The organism is Pseudoalteromonas sp. MSK9-3 (assembly GCF_003590335.1).
Classification (GTDB): Bacteria; Pseudomonadota; Gammaproteobacteria; order Enterobacterales; family Alteromonadaceae; genus Pseudoalteromonas.
The window spans coordinates 109,350-128,180 of the sequence record NZ_MIET01000009.1; the positions used below are offsets into that span (position 1 = coordinate 109,350).

The window sequence follows — 18,831 nt, forward strand, 5'->3', positions numbered from 1 at the left end:
AAAAACGCAAAATTACACTGGATTACAGTACCTGTAATCAATAAAATCTACGCCGTTTTTCGTACTTTAAATTGAAACACATAAATGTGTTCAAAATATGTAGTATCTAGGGGTAGTTAACTTGAAGAGATTATTTTGTGCATTGTGGTTGATACTTGTCAGTGTTCAGGTATTTGCGGTGGATTTGCAAATATCTACCTTTATTGACCTAGATACTAAGGTACCGCGCGGCGCACAAATACGCTTTCAAGTCGACTTTGAAAACGTTGAGCAAGATGTTGCTAATAATGTTCAACTGGTTTTTCCTATTCCTGCCACCACTTCTTTTATTTCGAGTGACAGCGCTGTCTGCAAGTTTAATGCAGGTCAAAGCCGTCTCGAGTGCAATTGGGCCAGTATTGATGGTACTGATGCACTTGATAAACGAAAACGTGTTCAATTTACGATAAAGACCAGTAAAGATACTGCGCAAACGATTGCTTCCGAGGTATCTGTTTCGGCGTCTAATGAAGATGCTAGCAAATTACAAAATAACGCAGAAACCCAGAATACCTCTATTGTGGCGGGTACTGACTTAAAAATTGTATCTTTACGCTCAGAGCCTCAACAAGTCTATATTAATGAAACCTATACCTACATCCTAAACATTGCCAACAATGGACCAGATGAGGCAACGAACGTTGCCGTAAAGCATGTGCTACCCAGTTATGCAACTTGGGTTGAAGCGTCGGTGAGTAATAGTAATGGTTGGTCATGTAGCGGCTCACAAACTTTAACCTGTAGCTTAAGTAAGCTTGCAGTGGGTGCATCACAATCGTTGGTGATCAAAGCAAAGTTATCTCAGTTAGGCAGTGGTACGGTAACCGCGACATCCAGTGTAAGCAGTGCAACGGCAGAAATTAATAGCGCGGATAATCAAGCCAGTGTAAGCAATCAAGTTAAAGAACATGCTGATGTGGCAGTAGAACTGAAAGCGTTAAAAAGTAATGGTACGCCTTCATATTGGGGGCCTCTTTCGTTAACGCCAAATGAAGCGCACCAATATCAGATTGTGGCGAAGAATAATGGACCAAACACGGTTTCTTCTGCACAATTTGTTTTAACACTCGCCGCAGGAGTCAGTGATGTGGCAGTGTCGCAAGCCAGTGGTTGGAGTTGCTCTGTTAATATGGCTGGAGCTCAACCTAAAATCACCTGTGATAAAACGGCAGTTGCCTCAGGAGTGAGCGATACGCTCAAAGTTACTGCTAAAGCACCTAATACCGAGGCAACGTACACAAACAGTGCGTTGATATCGGCGAATCTTACTGATCGCAATCAAGCGAATAACACCGCCAGTGCACAAATCAAAATTGTCAAAAGCACTGCCGCAAAGATGACCTTGACTAAGTCTATTAGTTCAGCAAAATCAGAATATTATGCTAATGACACCCTCACTTTTTTATTAACTGCACGCAATGCTTCAGCACAAACTTTGACGGTAAAAACATTGACTGATGCATTACCTGATAGTGTCGATTTTGTCAGTTACTCTTCAACAGCTTTTAATTGTAATTACCAGGCTGCAGGCAGTCAGGTTGTGTGTACGCCAAACACAGCGCAGTTAGCGGCTAACAATAGTATAAGTGCCACGATCGTAGCCAAGGTAAAGGCGTCGGTCTCTAATGCCAGTGTTACCAATCGTGCCAATATTGTTTTTGATTCAAACGACAGTAGTAATGAGTCGGTGGCAGCTTCTGCCGTGTTTAAAACGGTTGGAGCGCAACCCGCACTGAGTGTCACTAAGTCGAGTAATTTGCAATGGGACAATAAAAACTACATGGGGAAACGCTTTGAATTTAAGATCAAAGTAACCAACTCAGGCGGTGCGAAGGCAGTCGGTGTAGAAGTGTCTGATACATTGCTTAATGGCTATAAAGCTGAATCAGTGACTGTGATCAAAAGTAATAATAGCGATAGTTGGACGTGTCCACAACAAGGTCCTGATGAGGTGAAATGTATAGGGGATATCAGTGTTAGTTCAAATGCTGAAGTGGTGATCACGGCTCGTAGCCCTTATACAACAGAACGACCCAGAAATATTGCTGTGGTGAAGCATAGCGCATTAGCAACGGATTTAACTGCAACCTATGAAGGGTGGGGTAACGCGCCTGTAAACCCTATGACGCTTACAATTTCTAAGCATAAATTTGCATCGACTACAAACAATACCAGTTTGGTTAGTCGAGGAGAGAATATTAGTAGTGCAATCACAGTGACGGTGTCTAATGATGCTGATAAACCCACACAAGGCACATTGAAAGTTGTTGATGTACTCGCCAGTGGAGAGTCTTTTGTCGCAACCGGAAGTTATGGTGAAAACTGGCATTGTAGTCATTCAGGAGAGGGGCTTGGGGGGACAGTTACGTGTTTGTATCAAAAGTCGAGCTCTGGTAGTTGGCAAGGGATCCCAGTCACCAAAGCCAGTCCGCCCTCATTGCTTACCATTACCACTAATGCAAAACAGCTAGGGGATTTGAAGAATACCGCAACCGTGACGGATCATAATGGGCTGCCGGGCAGTGCTCAGCAGTCAGCAACAATCCGCTCAGCGGTGTCTGCAGATTTAAAAGTCACTAAAACAGCCAATCTTAGTCAATTATCTGCGGCGCAGAGTGAGCTAAGTTATCAAATTGTGGTAGAGAATGTCAGTGGTGACACTGTCACTGGTGATGGGCTTAGTGCGTTATTAATTAAAGATACTTTTGCGGGTACATTTAAGGCAAAAAAGGGCAACGTTGAAACCGGTATTCGCTTTGCAGCGAGCGCCAGTAGCCAGCTTGGCGCAACATTTAGTTGTGCAAGGAGTGATGCGGGTCAGTACCAAGATACCGTAAGCACCATAACTTGTCGGCTAGGTAGTAGCCAACAGTTTAAAGTCGGCGACAAGTTAATTTTAACCATGCAGGTGAGTCGACCCGTCGTTACCGTCAATGGCAATTTAAATAACCTCGTTGAGGTCAGTTCTTCCACTCATGTTGATACAGATACCAGTAATAATAAAAGCAATGTATCTGTATCGGTTGTACCGAAGTTTGATGTTGGTGTTACCCTCGCTTCTTACGCAACTGCACCTATTTTAAGTGGCGATGAGGCTCTATTAACACTTGAAGTGTCAAATATGAGTGCCACTACAGCAACTGACGTGGTGCTAAAGCATACCTTTACGCCGCCATCTGGGAGAACGTTTCAATTTATAAGTAGTGTATTCTCGCGGGCAGGACAAGCGAATATATGTACCTTTAATGCCAGTAATGTACTGAGTTGTTCGATTGGCACTTTGAGTGGGAATGAAGTTCAAACAGTCACGATTAAGCTGCGACCAAAAAGTTACCATGACAGAAAAAGTTGGATATTAGCCAGTACTTCTAACATTACCGCTGCCAATATTGATAATGATATAAATAAGGATAACAACACCCAGTTAAGTTCATTACAAGTTAATGTGCGAAACGCGAACTTAAAAATTGAAAATAACGATGTTACGGATCCTGTGGCATGGTATCCGGCTCCTCGTGCGTTTCCGGGTTCATTAGATAATGTACTCGTGTATAAAGTTGATCTTGAATATTTATTTGATAATACCGGCGACTTATCGGTTGCCAGTGGTGTAGGTTACGATTTTACCATGACACCATCAGGTGCTGATAAACAGCTACAGTTTTTATGTGATGGGAGTGCAAAAACTGGTTGTACGGTGGCACAAGCGCGATGTAATAGTATAAATACAGTGATTTCTTCTGCTCATACCATTACCTGTAAAGGACCTGAAAACTCAGGGAATGATTTGGCTGAGTTTGAATTACGCGAAAATAGATATGGCTCTGAGGATAATATTTATACGCGATATCTTTATTTTAAAGTGTTATCTCGACCAAAAACAACCGGTGAAGTGAGTGCGACCACAGCACGTATTTTCTCTAATGAAAATGATCCCATTGCTGCAAACAATAGTGAAGCAGAGCAAACCTCTATTCGAGTTGCTGTTGATTTATCTTTAATAAAACGGGCTTCACTGAGCAAAGTCGCTGTGGGCAGCGTCTTTAATTACTTTCTTGATGTGGGAAATGCGGGTCCTGGTGATGCCGCAGATAATATCATTTATGATTATTTAAGCCATGATCTTGAATTGGCTGGCACACCTTCAATTGCTGGTGGACGTTGTGTGACTGACCAAGCGATTAAATCGGGCGAATCGAGTGCGAAAACCCGGGTGAGGTGTACTGTCGATACCATCGCAAAAGGGCAATCTTTAACAGCGACCATCCCCGTTAAACTAATATCAGTGCCTGCCGGTAACACTTTATACAACGATGCATGGATTGAAACCAAAGGGTTTGATGTTAATTCTAGCAATAACCGAGATGACCTCACACTTCCATTGAGTAAAGGAAATATTTCTGGGCAGGTGTTCTTCGATGCGAATAATGATGGTGTATTGCAAGCGGCAACAGACTCAGGGATTTCAGGTATCACTATTGAATTAAGTGGTACCGAGAGCACAGGTAAAAACATTGGCCCGCTGTTAAAAAATACCGGCACTAGCGGCGAATTTGTATTTGAAGATTTATCAGCAGGCACTTATCAGTTAAAACAGTCTAAGCAAAGTCAATTATCGGGTTATCAAGATGGGTTTGATAGTCGCAATAACAGCATTATATCTGGAAGCAACAACAGTGATGTGATCAGTAATATTACGCTTACTGCAAATCAATCATCGTCTGGAAACTTATTTGCTGAAACGTTACTTGCAGGTGACGCAAGTGTTGAAGGTTCTGTGTTTGTTGATGGCAATCAAAATGGCGTAAAGGAATCACAAGATCTGGCGATCACCAACCTAGCGGTAACGCTTACCGGTAAAGATAAGTTCGGCAATGCTGTGTCATTGACCACCAATACCGACAGCAATGGTGCATTCAAATTTGACGCGCTGCGCCAACCCGATGCAGACGGGTATGTGGTGACGCGCGCAGACACACCCAGCTATGAAGACGGTCAAGATTACCTTGATGGCATAAAGAATACCCATGCGGGTAAAAATGTGGTGAAGATCACTACGGTAGGTAAACCGAGTAAGGTGATCTTTACTGAATTACCTAATGTTGGTGAAGCCCGTGTTGAAGGCGCTGTGTTTGTCGATGGCAATCAAAATGGTGTTAAAGAATCACAAGATCTGGCGATCACCAACCTTGCAGTGAAGCTTACCGGTAAAGACGAATTCGGCAACAGCGTGTCATTGAGCACCAACACTGATAGTAATGGTGCCTTTAGTTTTACGGCGCTGCGCCAACCCGATGCCGACGGGTATGTGTTGACACGCGCAGACACACCCAGCTATGAAGACGGCCAAGATTACCTTGATGGCATCAAGAATACCCATGCGGGTAAGAACGTGGTGAAGATCACTACGGTAGGTAAACCAAGCAAGGTGATCTTTACCGAGCTACCTAATGCTGGCGAAGCCCGTGTTGAAGGCGCTGTGTTTGTCGATGGCAATCAAAATGGCATCAAGGAAAGCAAAGATCTGGCGATCACCAACCTTGCAGTGAAACCCGATGCCGACGGGTATGTGGTGACACGCGCAGACACACCCAGCTATGAAGACGGCCAAGATTACCTTGATGGCATCAAGAATACCCATGCGGGTAAAAACGCAGTCAAGGTAGCTACAGTAGTTAAACCAAGCAAGGTGATCTTTACCGAGCTACCTAATGCTGGCGAAGCCCGTGTTGAAGGCGCTGTGTTTGTCGATGGCAATCAAAATGGTGTTAAAGAATCACAAGATCTGGCGATCACCAACCTAACGGTAACGCTGAGCGGTAAAGATGAATTCGGCAATGCAGTGTCATTGAGCACCAACACTGATAGTAATGGTGCCTTTAGTTTTACGGCGCTGCGCCAACCCGATGCCGACGGGTATGTGGTGACACGCTCAGACACACCCAGTTATAAAGACGGTCAAGATTACCTTGATGGTGTAAAGAATACATACGCAGGTAAGAACACAGTTAAGATCAGCACGGTGGGTAAACCAAGCAAGGTGATCTTTACTGAATTACCTAATGTTGGCGAAGCCCGTGTTGAAGGCGCTGTGTTTGTTGATGGTAACCAAAATGGTATAAAGGAATCACAAGATCTGGCGATCACCAACCTTGCTGTCACGCTGAGCGGTAAAGACGAGTTCGGCAACGGCGTGTCATTGAGCACCAACACTGATAGTAATGGTGCCTTTAGTTTTACTAAGCTGCGCCAACCCGATCCAGACGGATATGTGGTGACGCGCGCAGACACACCCAGTTATGAAGATGGTCAAGATTACCTTGATGGCATCAAGAATACCCATGCGGGCAAAAATGCAGTCAAGGTAGCTACAGTAGGTAAACCAAGCAAGGTGATTTTTACCGAGCTACCTAATGCAGGCGAAGCCCGTGTTGAAGGCGCTGTGTTTGTTGATGGTAATCAAAATGGCATAAAGGAATCACAAGATCTGGCGATCACCAACCTTGCAGTCACACTGACGGGTAAAGACGAATTCGGCAACAGCGTGTCACTGACCACTAACACCGACAGCAATGGTGTATTTAGTTTTACTACGCTTCGCCAACCGGATGCAGACGGGTATGTGGTGACACGAGGCGATACACCCAGCTATGAAGACGGCCAAGATTACCTTGATGGCATCAAGAATACCTATGCGGGTAAGAACACAGTTCAGATCAGCACGGTGGGTAAACCAAGCAAGGTGATCTTTACTGAATTACCTAATGTTGGTGAAGCCCGTGTTGAAGGCGCGGTGTTTGTTGATGGTAATCAAAATGGTGTTAAAGAACCACAAGATCTGGCGATCACCAACCTTGTAGTCACACTGACGGGTAAAGACGAATTCGGCAATGCTGTGTCATTGACCACCAATACCGACAGTAATGGCGCTTTTAGTTTTGCGGCGCTGCGCCAACCCGATGCCGACGGGTATGTGGTGACACGCTCAGATACACCCAGTTATAAAGATGGTCAAGATTACCTTGATAGTGTGAAAAATACGTACGCAGGGAAAAATGTAGTCAAGGTAGCCACGGTGGGTAAACCAAGCAAAGTGATCTTTACTGAATTGCCTAATGCAGGCGAAGCCCGTGTTGAAGGCGCTGTGTTTGTTGATGGCAATCAAAATGGCATTAAGGAAGGTAAAGATCTGGCGATCACCAACCTTGCCGTCACTCTGAGCGGTAAAGACGAATTCGGCAATGCTGTGTCATTGAGCACCAATACCGACAGCAATGGTGCATTCAAATTTGACGCGCTGCGCCAACCCGATGCAGACGGGTATGTGGTGACGCGCGCAGACACACCCAGTTATGAAGACGGCCAAGATTATCTTGATGGCATCAAGAATACCTATGCTGGTAAGAACACAGTTCAGATCAGCACGGTGGGTAAACCAAGTAAGGTGATCTTTACCGAACAGCCTAATGTAGGCGAAGCCCGTGTTGAAGGCGCGGTGTTTGTTGATGGCAATCAAAATGGCGTAAAGGAAGGTAAAGATCTGGCGATCACCAATCTTGCAATCACACTGAGCGGTAAAGATAAGTTCGGCAATGCTGTGTCATTGAGCACCAATACCGACAGCAATGGTGCATTCAAATTTGACGCATTGCGCCAACCCGATGCAGACGGGTATGTGGTGACGCGTTCAGACACACCAAGTTACGAAGACGGTCAAGATTACCTTGATGGCATAAAGAATACCCATGCGGGTAAGAACGCGGTGAAGGTCATTAAGGTGGGTAAACCAAGCAAGGTGATCTTTACCGAACTGCCTAATGCAGGCGAAGCCCGTGTTGAGGGCGCGGTGTTTGTTGATGGCAATCAAAATGGTGTTAAGGAAGGTAAAGATCTGGCGATCACCAGCCTAGCAGTCACGCTGAGCGGTAAAGATGAATTCGGCAACGCTGTGTCATTGAACACCAACACCGACAGCAATGGTGCATTCAAATTTGACGCGCTGCGCCAACCCGATTCAGATGGTTACCTTGTTACGCGCGCAGACACACCCAGCTATGAAGACGGCCAAGATTACCTTGATGGCATAAAGAATACCCATGCGGGAAAAAACGCAGTCAAGGTAGCTACAGTAGGTAAACCAAGCAAGGTGATCTTTACCGAACTGCCTAATGCAGGCGAAGCCCGTGTTGAGGGCGCTGTGTTTGTTGATGGCAATCAAAATGGCATCAAGGAAAGCAAAGATCTGGCGATCACCAGCCTAGCAGTCACGCTGAGCGGTAAAGATGAATTTGGCAACGCAGTGTCATTGACCACCAACACCGATAGTAATGGCGCATTCAAATTTGACGCACTGCGCCAACCGAATGCTGATGGGTATGTGGTGACACGAGGCGATACGCCAAGCTATGAAGACGGTCAAGATTATCTTGATGGTATAAAGAACACCTATGCGGGCAAAAACGCAGTCAAGGTAGCTACAGTAGGTAAACCAAGCAAGGTGATTTTTACCGAGCTACCTAATGCAGGCGAAGCCCGTGTTGAAGGCGCTGTGTTTGTTGATGGCAATCAAAATGGCATCAAGGAAGGTAAAGATCTCGCGATCATAAGCCTTGCTGTCACGCTGAGCGGTAAAGATGAATTCGGCAACGGCGTGTCACTGACCACTAACACAGATAGCAATGGTGCATTTAGTTTTACGGCACTGGCGCCAACCGAATGCTGATGGGTATGTGGTGACACGAAGCGATACGCCAAGCTATGAAGATGGTCAAGATTACCTTGATGGCATAAAGAATACTCATGCGGGTAAAAATGTGGTGAAGATCACTACGGTAGGTAAACCAAGCAAGGTGATCTTTACCGAACTACCTAATGCAGGCGAAGCCCGTGTTGAAGGCGCTGTGTTTGTTGATGGCAATCAAAATGGTGTTAAAGAACCACAAGATCTGGCGATCACCAGCCTTACAGTCACGCTGATCGGTAAAGACGAATTTGGCAACGCAGTGTCACTGACCACTAACACAGATAGCAATGGTGCATTTAGTTTTACTAAGCTGCGCCAACCCGATGCAGACGGGTATGTGGTGACACGAGGTGATACACCCAGTTACGAAGACGGCCAAGATTACCTTGATGGTACAAAGAATACCTATGCGGGTAAAAACGTTGTTAAGATCATCAAGATTGGTAAACCAAGTAAGGTGCTCTTTACCGAGCAAGCCAATGCTGGAAGTTTACAGCTTGAAGGGCGAGTGATTTTAGATGTTAATCAAGACAAAGTATTTGGTAACGGTGATAAAGGCCTAGCAAATATTACATTCGAGTTGTCAGGGAAAGATGAATTTGGCTTTGATATTAAATTAAGTACAACGTCAAATAATAATGGTGAGTTTGTATTTACAGGGTTACGCCAGCCCTCACCTGACGGTTATTGGCTGTCGCAAGGAAAGGTCGATGTCTATTTAGATGGGCGAGATTACCTATCGGGCGCTGTGGTTAAAGAGCAAGATGGAATTAAATTACATCAGGTTGCGTTAGCGAAAGGCGCAGTTTTATTTACTGAAAAGCATCCTAAGAATGAGGCAAAGATCAGTGGCCGAGTTTATGTTGATGTCGCGCAAGATGGGACTGAGCAGTCACTAGATAGACATATTTCTGGCGTTGAACTGATCCTTTCAGGGCAAGATGTTTTAGGTCGTGAGGTGAATTTAAAAACCACTACCGATCAGTTGGGGAATTATGCATTTGATAACTTATTTGCCTCGAATAGCCAAGGGTATACTGTAAAACAGGTTCACCCTGCCTTGTACAATGATGGTATCGACTACTTAGCATCTAAGGCGATTAGCAATAGTCAAAAAAGTGATGTTGTCGATAACATGGCATTGGTGAACTCAGCACATATACGGTTAGATTTTACTGAGCAGTTACCAGCCAATGATGCCAAAATCACAGGTACTATTTTTGTTGATGCTGCGCAAGATGGTCAATTGAATACGAATGATAAAGCGCTTTCTGGCTATGCAATTAAATTGGCTGGCAAAGATTTATTTGATAATGAAGTATCATTGAGTACGACATCAGATAGTCAGGGTCAGTTTGAGTTTTCACAGCTATATGCGGCGAATACGGCGGGATACCGACTTACTCATACACAGTCTGATGTATATGTTGATGGTGCAGATTACCTGAATAATAGCAAACAAACCAACCCTGACGATGTCGTTACAGTCAGTGTTGCCACTTCAAGTACGACACATGTTGATTTAACCGAACAATTACCTGCTAACGACAGTGCTATCAATGTCATTGTATTTGCAGATCAAAATCAAAATGGGCAGTTGGATACGATAGATTCCGCTTTGGCGAATACAAAAGTCTCTTTATCGGGTAAGAATATACTGGGTGAAAATGTAAATCTCAGTGCGCTAACAGATAGTCAAGGCAGAACGTCATTTACACAACTTTATGCGTCTGATGCACAGGGTTATTCACTTACCCAAGTACAACCTGCATATCACTTTGATGGTAAAGATTATGCGCAAGACAGCTTAATAAGCAACAGTGACAATACCGATATTATTGCTCAGTTGCGTGTAACGGGCAGCAATGTATTAACGGCAGAGTTTACGGAGTTAGCACCTGTCAATGATGCGCTAATAACTGGGCGCGTCTTTGTTGACCAACAACAAAATGGCCAATTTGAGGCAACAGACAGTGGGTTAGCGAATATAACTGTGACTTTGCAAGGGGCAGATATATTTGACCGTTCTGTCCAAGCAACGGCCGTTACCAACAGCGAGGGTGACTTTAAGTTTGAGCAGTTATACGCATCGAACTCTGCAGGTTATAGCTTGCTTCAATCTCAACCAGCGGATTATTTAGATGGCCTTGATTACAAGCAAGGTGTAACAAGCATAGAGAGCGACCGTATTGTAAATATTGTGGTTGCACAAAGTGCTCAGCAAGATGGCTATTTTTTTACCGAGTTAGAACAGGCTAATTCAAGCATCAGTGGTGTGGTGATAAGTGATTTGAATCATGACGGCTTGGTACAGAATGGTGAACTTGGTATCGCCAATGTTGAGATTAAACTGACAGGTACATCACGCTACGGACAGGTTGTGAGCCGCAATTTGACCAGCGATGAAAATGGCGAGTTTATGTTTGAACGCTTGCCAGCCAGCGATGCGCGTGGTTATCACATTAAGCAAGTACAGCCTAGTGGTTGGTATGACGGGCTTGAGTCTTTTGCAGGTCAAATTCAAACCGGTGAAAATGACGTGTTTATTGTTGCACTCGACGCATCACAAGATATTGATAGTTTGGTATTTGCTGAATTAGCCCTGTCCAAACTGAGTGGCTCTGTGTTTGTTGATGCAGACGATAATTCACTGCTTAGTGCAGCCGAGCGCAGTATTTCGAACGTCACAGTGACTTTAAGCGGCTTCACCATTAGTAATGAGCTTATTGAGTCATCAGTGCAAACCGATGAAAGCGGTTTTTACCAATTTAATACATTGCCGCCAAGTGATGAACAAGGTTATCAATTGAGTCAGCTTCAGCCTAATAATTATGCTGATAGCTTTGACGCAGTCAATGGGGTGCGTATTGCCCAAAGTGATCAAACTGACGTGATTTTACTTGGTCAGGTATGGCCTGGCAGCAATTTAATCAACAATAACTTTACTGAGCGTTATGCAATTGAATTGCAAGGGAGAGTATTCGTTGATATGGATGATGATGCCAAACTACCAGCTCTATTAAATAAAAATGAATATCAAGCGCTTGCCATTAGTGAGGTGTTGATCACTTTATCAGGGAATGATTATCGCGGTGAAGCAGTTAAGCAAGAAACACGAACCAATGAATTGGGTGAATATCAATTTACTGATTTAGCCCCGAGCTCAGCACAAGGGTATGTGATTGAACAGCTACAACCTGAGCAGTACGTGGATGGCCAAGAAATGGCGATGGCACAATTGGTTGCCAACTCTAAAGGCCAAGATATTATCACCACACCTCCGTTGTTAGGCACAAAAAACTATGCGTATTTCGATTTTGCTGAATTACCAAAGGCGTCAATTGGCGGCACCGTTTGGGTAGACAGTGATGAAAATGGCCTGCTTGATGACAGTGAAACTATCGGTATTAGTGGTGTTACCCTGACACTGTCAGGAGTAACAACGGATAATGAAGCGGTAGAATTAGTCTCGACCAGTAATGAACAAGGGGTCTTTTTGTTCGACTATTTACGCCCAGGTGTTTATCAGGTAATTCAAACACATCCAACAGCTTGGCTGGATGGAAAAGAGCAAGTGGGTTCTCTTGGCGGCGATGTACAAAATGATGGTTTTTTAAATATAACCCTAGGACTGGGAGAGCATGGCATTGGGTACAACTTTGCTGAGCGTGGCAGTCATATTGCCGGTACGGTGTATGTTGATTTAAACGATGATGGTGAACAACAGCGTTCAGAAATTGGCTTAAGTGATGTTGCGATTCATATTTCAGGTATTGATTTAAACAATCAAAGTGTGTCACGTACCGCAACCACAGATCGTTATGGTCGTTATCAGATCCGTAATTTACCCCTGTCAGATCAAAATGGCTTTGAGTTGACAGAAACACAACCAGACAATACCCAGGATGGTAAAGAAGCCGCTGGCAGTATTGGGGGAGTGGTTGCGCTGAGAATTGGTGATGACCAAATCAGTGAAATCATCATAGAGCGTCATATTACCGATGCAACAGCGTATAACTTTGGCGAGCAGTTAATGGATCCGGCTGCGATCAGTGGTGCCGTGTGGCAAGACAACAACCATAACCGTTCTGATGATGATGGTAACGGCCAAGCTGGTTGGTTAGTTGAGTTATTACCTGATCAATTAAATGGTGAAGCTAACGAATTAGACTCTGAACCTTTGGCTGTGGTTGAGTCAGATCAAAACGGCAAATATCAATTTGAAGGTTTACCGGTTGGCGTATACGAAGTACGTTTTCGTCATCCTCAAGGGGGCGTGATTTACGGTATTCCTGTATCTGGAGATCCTGATACCAATACAGACAAAGGCACTATTTTAAACATTGTGCTCAGCGCCGGAGAGCATGTGCCAGAACAGTCACTGCCGGTTGACCCATCGGGGGTGATTTACGATGTTAATTCACGTACGCCAATACAAGGTGCAAAAATTGAGATCATAGGTCCAGTTGGGTTTGATCCTGATTTACATTTGGTGGGGGGGCAGCCGAATGTGGAACAAACCACTGGGGATGATGGTTTCTATCAATTTTTATTATTTGCACAAGCGCCCGCTGGAGAATACCGTTTAGAGGTGACTTCACCAAGTGGTTATTACAGCGGCCTGTCAAAGCAATTACCGGTATGTGATGTGCAGCTTAAAGTCGGTGCTCATGAATTACCTGTGACGGTACATAAAGTAAATACCGCGCCGACATTAGCGGCGGTAAAACATGATCCTTTGGCATGTCCTAGCGATTCACAAGGCATCTATGCCTCAATGGACTCTACGCAGTACTATACCCGTTTTTTCATCCAGCCAAAACTGCCATCAGGTAATGTGGTAAACAACCATATTCCATTAGATCCTTATGATGAAAGTATGGTGCAAGTGAGTAAAAAAGCACTGAAACAAGATGTGGTGATTGGTGAGCTGATCCCGTATCACATTGCCATTCATAATCGTGCAGAAATAAGCATTAACCCAGTTGATTTTATTGATCAGCTTCCTGCTGGGTTTAAGTATGTCGCAGGAAGTGCTCGCATTGACGGGCAATTCATGGAACCACAACAAATGGGACGTCAGTTGCGTTGGAATGGGCGCACCTTGTCACCTCAGCAAAGTGTGTTGATTGATTTACTGGTTGTGGTTGGTGCTGGTGTGAGTGAAGGCAAGTTTGTAAACCAAGCATGGGCTGAGTTTAGTGGTGGTCAATTTAATGGTTTAAATACCAAGCGCATTTCAAATATAGCTAATGCCACCGTGCGTGTGATCCCAGATTCAATCATGGACTGTAGTGATTTAACTGGGCAAGTATTTGATGATATGAACCGTAATGGCATTCATGATCCCCAAGAACCCGGCTTACCAGCCGTTAAATTAGCCACTGCACAAGGGCTTTGGATCACCACCGATCAATATGGTCGTTACCACCTTGCGTGTGCTGATGTGCCACATCAAAGTCGTGGTAGCAACTTTATCATTAAAGTTGATACGCGCAGCTTACCGTCAGGGTATCGGGTGACGACAGAAAACCCTCGAGTAGTGCGTCTTACGCGAGGTAAAAATGTGGAAGCTAATTTTGCTGCCAGTATTCATCGTGTGGCACGTATTCAATTAAGTGCTGAAGCATTTGAAAATGGACAGATCAAAGCAAACTATCGGGCGCAGTTAAATCAACTACTGAATGCCGTTGCATCAACAGATGTGGTGATAAGACTGGCATACCGTGATGCTAAAAAAGAAGGTTATGAGATAGCGCAACAGCGTGTTGCGCATCTAAAAGAATGGCTTGTTGAGCAATGGCAAAACAGCAATAAGGATCACACCTTGACTGTGGAAGAAGAAATTGTCGAATCGGTATTTTCGCAGCCCCAGAGCGCGAAAAAAGGGGTTACCCATGATTAAATTAAGTGCTTTAAACCCTGTATCGGTTTCAGTTTTGATTGCGTTAAGCTGCAATATAAATAATTTGGCTTATGCCGCAAGCTTAGAAAATAACACTGCACGTAATCCGGATGTTGCCAGTAATACTGAGCAGCAATTGGTGCAAAAGCATTTTGTGTTACATGCATTAGCGCCAGTGAGCGCAACAGAGGTGGAACAATCACACACTGAGCAAGTGGCAAAAGAAGCGAATTATGTGAAAGATTCTGCGATTCGTTTTGTATCAGGTAAGCATTTTCTCACTGGTTCAACAAAACAAGAAATGGACTTTATCATTGGTCAGCTTCGCGGTAAAAAGCAATTAAAGCTCCATTTTATTGGCCATGCCGATAGCCAACGACTCAGCCCGAATGCGAAGAAAATTTATAAAACCAATCAGGGCTTGTCAGAGCATCGAGCAGATATTGTGGCGGCCTACTTTCGCCAGCAATTGGGGCTAAAAAGTGATGCGACTACCACTGTTGGGCGTTCAAATCGAGAACCAGTTGCCAGTAATGCCACTTTAGCGGGCATGGCGCGAAATCGCCGTGTTGAAGTAATAGCGGTGTATGTTGAAGAAAAAATCACAACCAAAACAGTGATACAAGCTGGGCCACAACGACAGTTGATATGTGACAACCCCATGTTACCACAGCCCGCAATGGCCATTACGCTGGATGGGCAACCGTTTGCGTCTGGTGATAGCGCCAATAATGCTGATCAACAGCGCTGTGCAGATGTGGCGCTTAAAAAAATGCAGCTGCAATTGAAATACGATCCACTTGAGGCACTGCCTAAGCTCAGTATTCAACATGCATTAACCCAATCGGGTAATACCTTGATGATGCATTTGAAGGGTTACAGTAACTACAGCAGCTTTATAAAATATGCAGAAGTCTTGGTTATGGCCCCAGATGATCAGCAGGTACTCAGTAAGGTGTCACTCAATGATAATTTAGAGGGCAAGTGGCGTTTACCTGGTAACTTATTAGGGATGAGCTTAGCGTACCGGTTGAGAGTATATGACAACAGCGGCCGTTTTGATGAAACAATACTTAATAGCGCCGACTTTCGGCCGAAATTTGCGGTAGCGCCAGTAAAAGTAACAGGCTACTTACTGACAAGCTACGGCAAGTCTCAGTTAGAAAAGCAAAGTATCAAAGTAGCAGGAGGCACGCTGACGTTATATGGTGAGCAAGTGCCAGAGCAACACCATGTGTTCTTTTTAGGTCGTGTGGTGGCGATCACCCGCGAGCGTAAATTTGTCCATCAGCAAATAGTTCGTTCCGGCTTTCATCGTGCTGAAGTGGCTGTTTTGGATGATGATGGTAATGGCACTTTGATCCACCGTGATTTAGCGCTACCAAAAAGTGATTGGTTTTATGTAGCGATGGCTGACTTAACGGTTGGACAAAATAGCCATAATGGACCGGTTGATTTACTGAATAAAACTCAACATAAAGATGGTGAGTTATTTGCTGACGGGCGTTTGGCTGGCTACATTACAGGAAAATGGCAAGACGAGTATCAAGTCACAGCGCGATTAGACACCCGTGAAGCTCCCCTTAATGCGCTATTTTCGAACATTCATCAAAAAGATCCAAAAAGCTTATTCAGGCGTTTGGAAGAGCAAGCCCATCCGAGTGAATTTGGTGATGACTCAACCACACGAGATGATGCGCCCAGTAATGGTAAGCTATATTTAAAAATTGCCAAAGATGATAATCAGGTTTTATGGGGTAACTTTAATACGCAAATAAGCGATACAGAGTTAAGCCGAGTAGAGCGTGGTTTATACGGTCTACAGGCAAAGTATGTGAGTGCTGATGTAACACAGTTTGGTGAAAGTACCGCGGGTGCCGAGTTATTTGTCGCTGAAGCTGAAACCTTACCAGCCTATGAAACGCATAGGGCCACTGGAGGCTCGCTTTATTACCTTCAACATCAAGATATTGTCATTGGCTCTGAGCAAATAGCCGTTGAAGTACGAGATAAAATCTCAGGGTTAGTGTTAGTACGTCGAGCATTAGTGGCTGGGCAAGACTATGATATTGATGCCTTGCAAGGGCGTATATTACTCACCAAACCTTTGTCGTCATTTGAATTTGATGATTTATTGGTTCGTGCCGCAAGCTTAGATAATAACCCCACCTATTTAATCGCCAATTATGAATACAGCGCAGGATTTTCGCAGCTGAATAATTTGACCTATGGTGGCCGTATTAGCCAATGGTTAAACGGCAAAGTGCAAATCGGCGCAACAGTACGTCAGCAAAAGCTCGATGAATATGATGATAACTTATATGGTTTGGATGCGATATATCGGCACAGTGAACACAGTTATGTGAAAGTTGAAGCGGCTGAAACACAAGGTATCGCAAGTGCGTTAAGCACTTTTAATGGTGGCTTTAGTTTTGATAATACGCAGTCTGCTGACACGCCAACGAATGCACAAGGAGTACGTGTTGAAGCGGCCTCTACATGGCACGAATTAGGGTTAAATAACGATGGCAAGGTCAATGTGTATTGGCAAAAGCTACAACAAGGCTTTGCGGGACTTGGTCAAGTCAACGCTGATGAAGCACAAACCGCAGGGGTTTTATTAACTTGGCAAGCAACAGAAGATACGCAGGTTAAACTTAAAGCTGACGAAAATAAGGTGAAAGCACGTTATCATCGCCAAGCGGCTGAGCTAGACATTGCACATGAATTGACTGAGCAATGGCAAGTGAGCGCAGGGATCCGTATGGATAAGCGTGAGCAGCTACATGCTATATCATCTGAAAATGCACTTGTGGTAGGGCAAGCAGATGAAGGTCAGCGCACTGATGTGGCTTTACAACTGCAATATAATCCTAAAACAGACTGGTTAGCGTATGGGTTTGTGCAAGGTACACTCGATAAAGAAGTAACGCGAAAGGCCAATGATCGAATTGGCTTTGGGGGAGAGGTTCAGATTTCTGAAGCGATCACACTCAAAGGCGAAACATCTCAAGGAAAGCAAGGCTTTGCCGCTGTTGCTGGGGTTGATTATGCTTACAGTGCGTCAGGCAATGTATATCTCAATTATCAATTAGACCCTGATGGAGATGACTTATTCAATTCTCGTCAACAGCGTCAATGGGTAACGGGCGCTCGGCATCGTTTTAGTGATTCAACCAGTGTGTATGGTGAGCAACAATTCCAAAAAGATGATCGTCAAACGGGTATCACGCACGCTTATGGCGTTGATCATAGCATTAACGAACGTTGGCAAGTGCAGGTTGGCTTTGAAAATGGCGACATAGATTTATTTGAGCAAGGTCAATTGGCGCGAGACAGTGTCACGTTAGGGTTAGGGTATTTGCACCAAGGTCTACGCTGGTCAGGTGCGTTAGAGTATCGTCAAGATAGCACCGATGATGAGCAGCGTACAAACTGGCTAATGCGTCATAACTTTACTGCGAAACTGTCGCCCGATTGGCGTGCGCAGCTACGTCTTGATACAGCGATAAGCGAGAGCAATGTTGAGAGCGACAATAGCGGTTTAAACAGCGATTTTACAGAGTTTCAGCTAGGGTTTGCTTATCGTCCGATAGAGGTAAGCCCTTGGTCAGGCATGGCAAGTGTGACCTATTTAGAAGATTTAGCACCCGCACAGCAACTCAATGGCATTGGCTTAGATAACACCCCACAGCAACGCAGTACCGTTTGGTCTGTTGATGTGAATTACCGATTAACTTCGCGCTGGCGAGTGGGGGCTAAGTTTGCTCAGCGTACAGGAGAGGTGCGATTAGGGCGTGATGCGGGACCTTGGTTTGACTCTACTGCCCAGCTGCATGTCCTTAGAGCCGATTATCATTTAGCACATAGCTGGGACGCGACGTTAGAATGGCGTAATTTATCAGTAGAACGCGCACAAGACGAGCGCAGCGGCGCACTTGCAGCCATTCATCGCCACGTGGGAGAGCATATGAAAGTGGGTATTGGTTATAACTTTACTGAATTTTCAGATGATTTAACTGATTTTGATTATGACTCAAAAGGTTGGTTTATCAATTTAACGGGTAAATTTTAACAAATAAACGCACTGGCCCAGTCGGTATGTTAGCAGTGCTACTGGGCTACATAAAACTTTCATTGTCTG

General features: G+C 44.5%; 3 protein-coding genes. All 3 read left to right on the forward strand.

Going from position 1 to position 18,831, the window contains the following annotated elements; genetic code table 11:
* The first annotated feature begins 121 nt into the window (after positions 1-121).
* Genes BGP78_RS02685 through BGP78_RS02695 form a run of 3 tightly spaced genes read left to right on the forward strand, consistent with a single transcriptional unit; the run spans position 122 to position 18,762 of the window.
* Positions 122-8,761 (forward strand): SdrD B-like domain-containing protein, encoded by an 8,640-nt coding sequence (locus BGP78_RS02685; protein ID WP_119859957.1) that lies wholly within the window; start codon positions 122-124, stop codon positions 8,759-8,761.
* Entirely contained in the window at positions 8,718-14,687 is a 5,970-nt protein-coding gene (locus BGP78_RS02690) for an SdrD B-like domain-containing protein (protein WP_119859958.1), read from the forward strand. Before BGP78_RS02685 ends, BGP78_RS02690 begins: the two co-directional genes overlap by 44 nt.
* Positions 14,680-18,762, forward strand: a complete 4,083-nt coding sequence (locus tag BGP78_RS02695) for an OmpA family protein (RefSeq protein ID WP_119859959.1) — start codon at positions 14,680-14,682, stop codon at positions 18,760-18,762. The genes BGP78_RS02690 and BGP78_RS02695 overlap by 8 nt, the downstream gene beginning before the upstream one ends.
* The last annotated feature ends 69 nt before the right edge of the window (positions 18,763-18,831 follow it).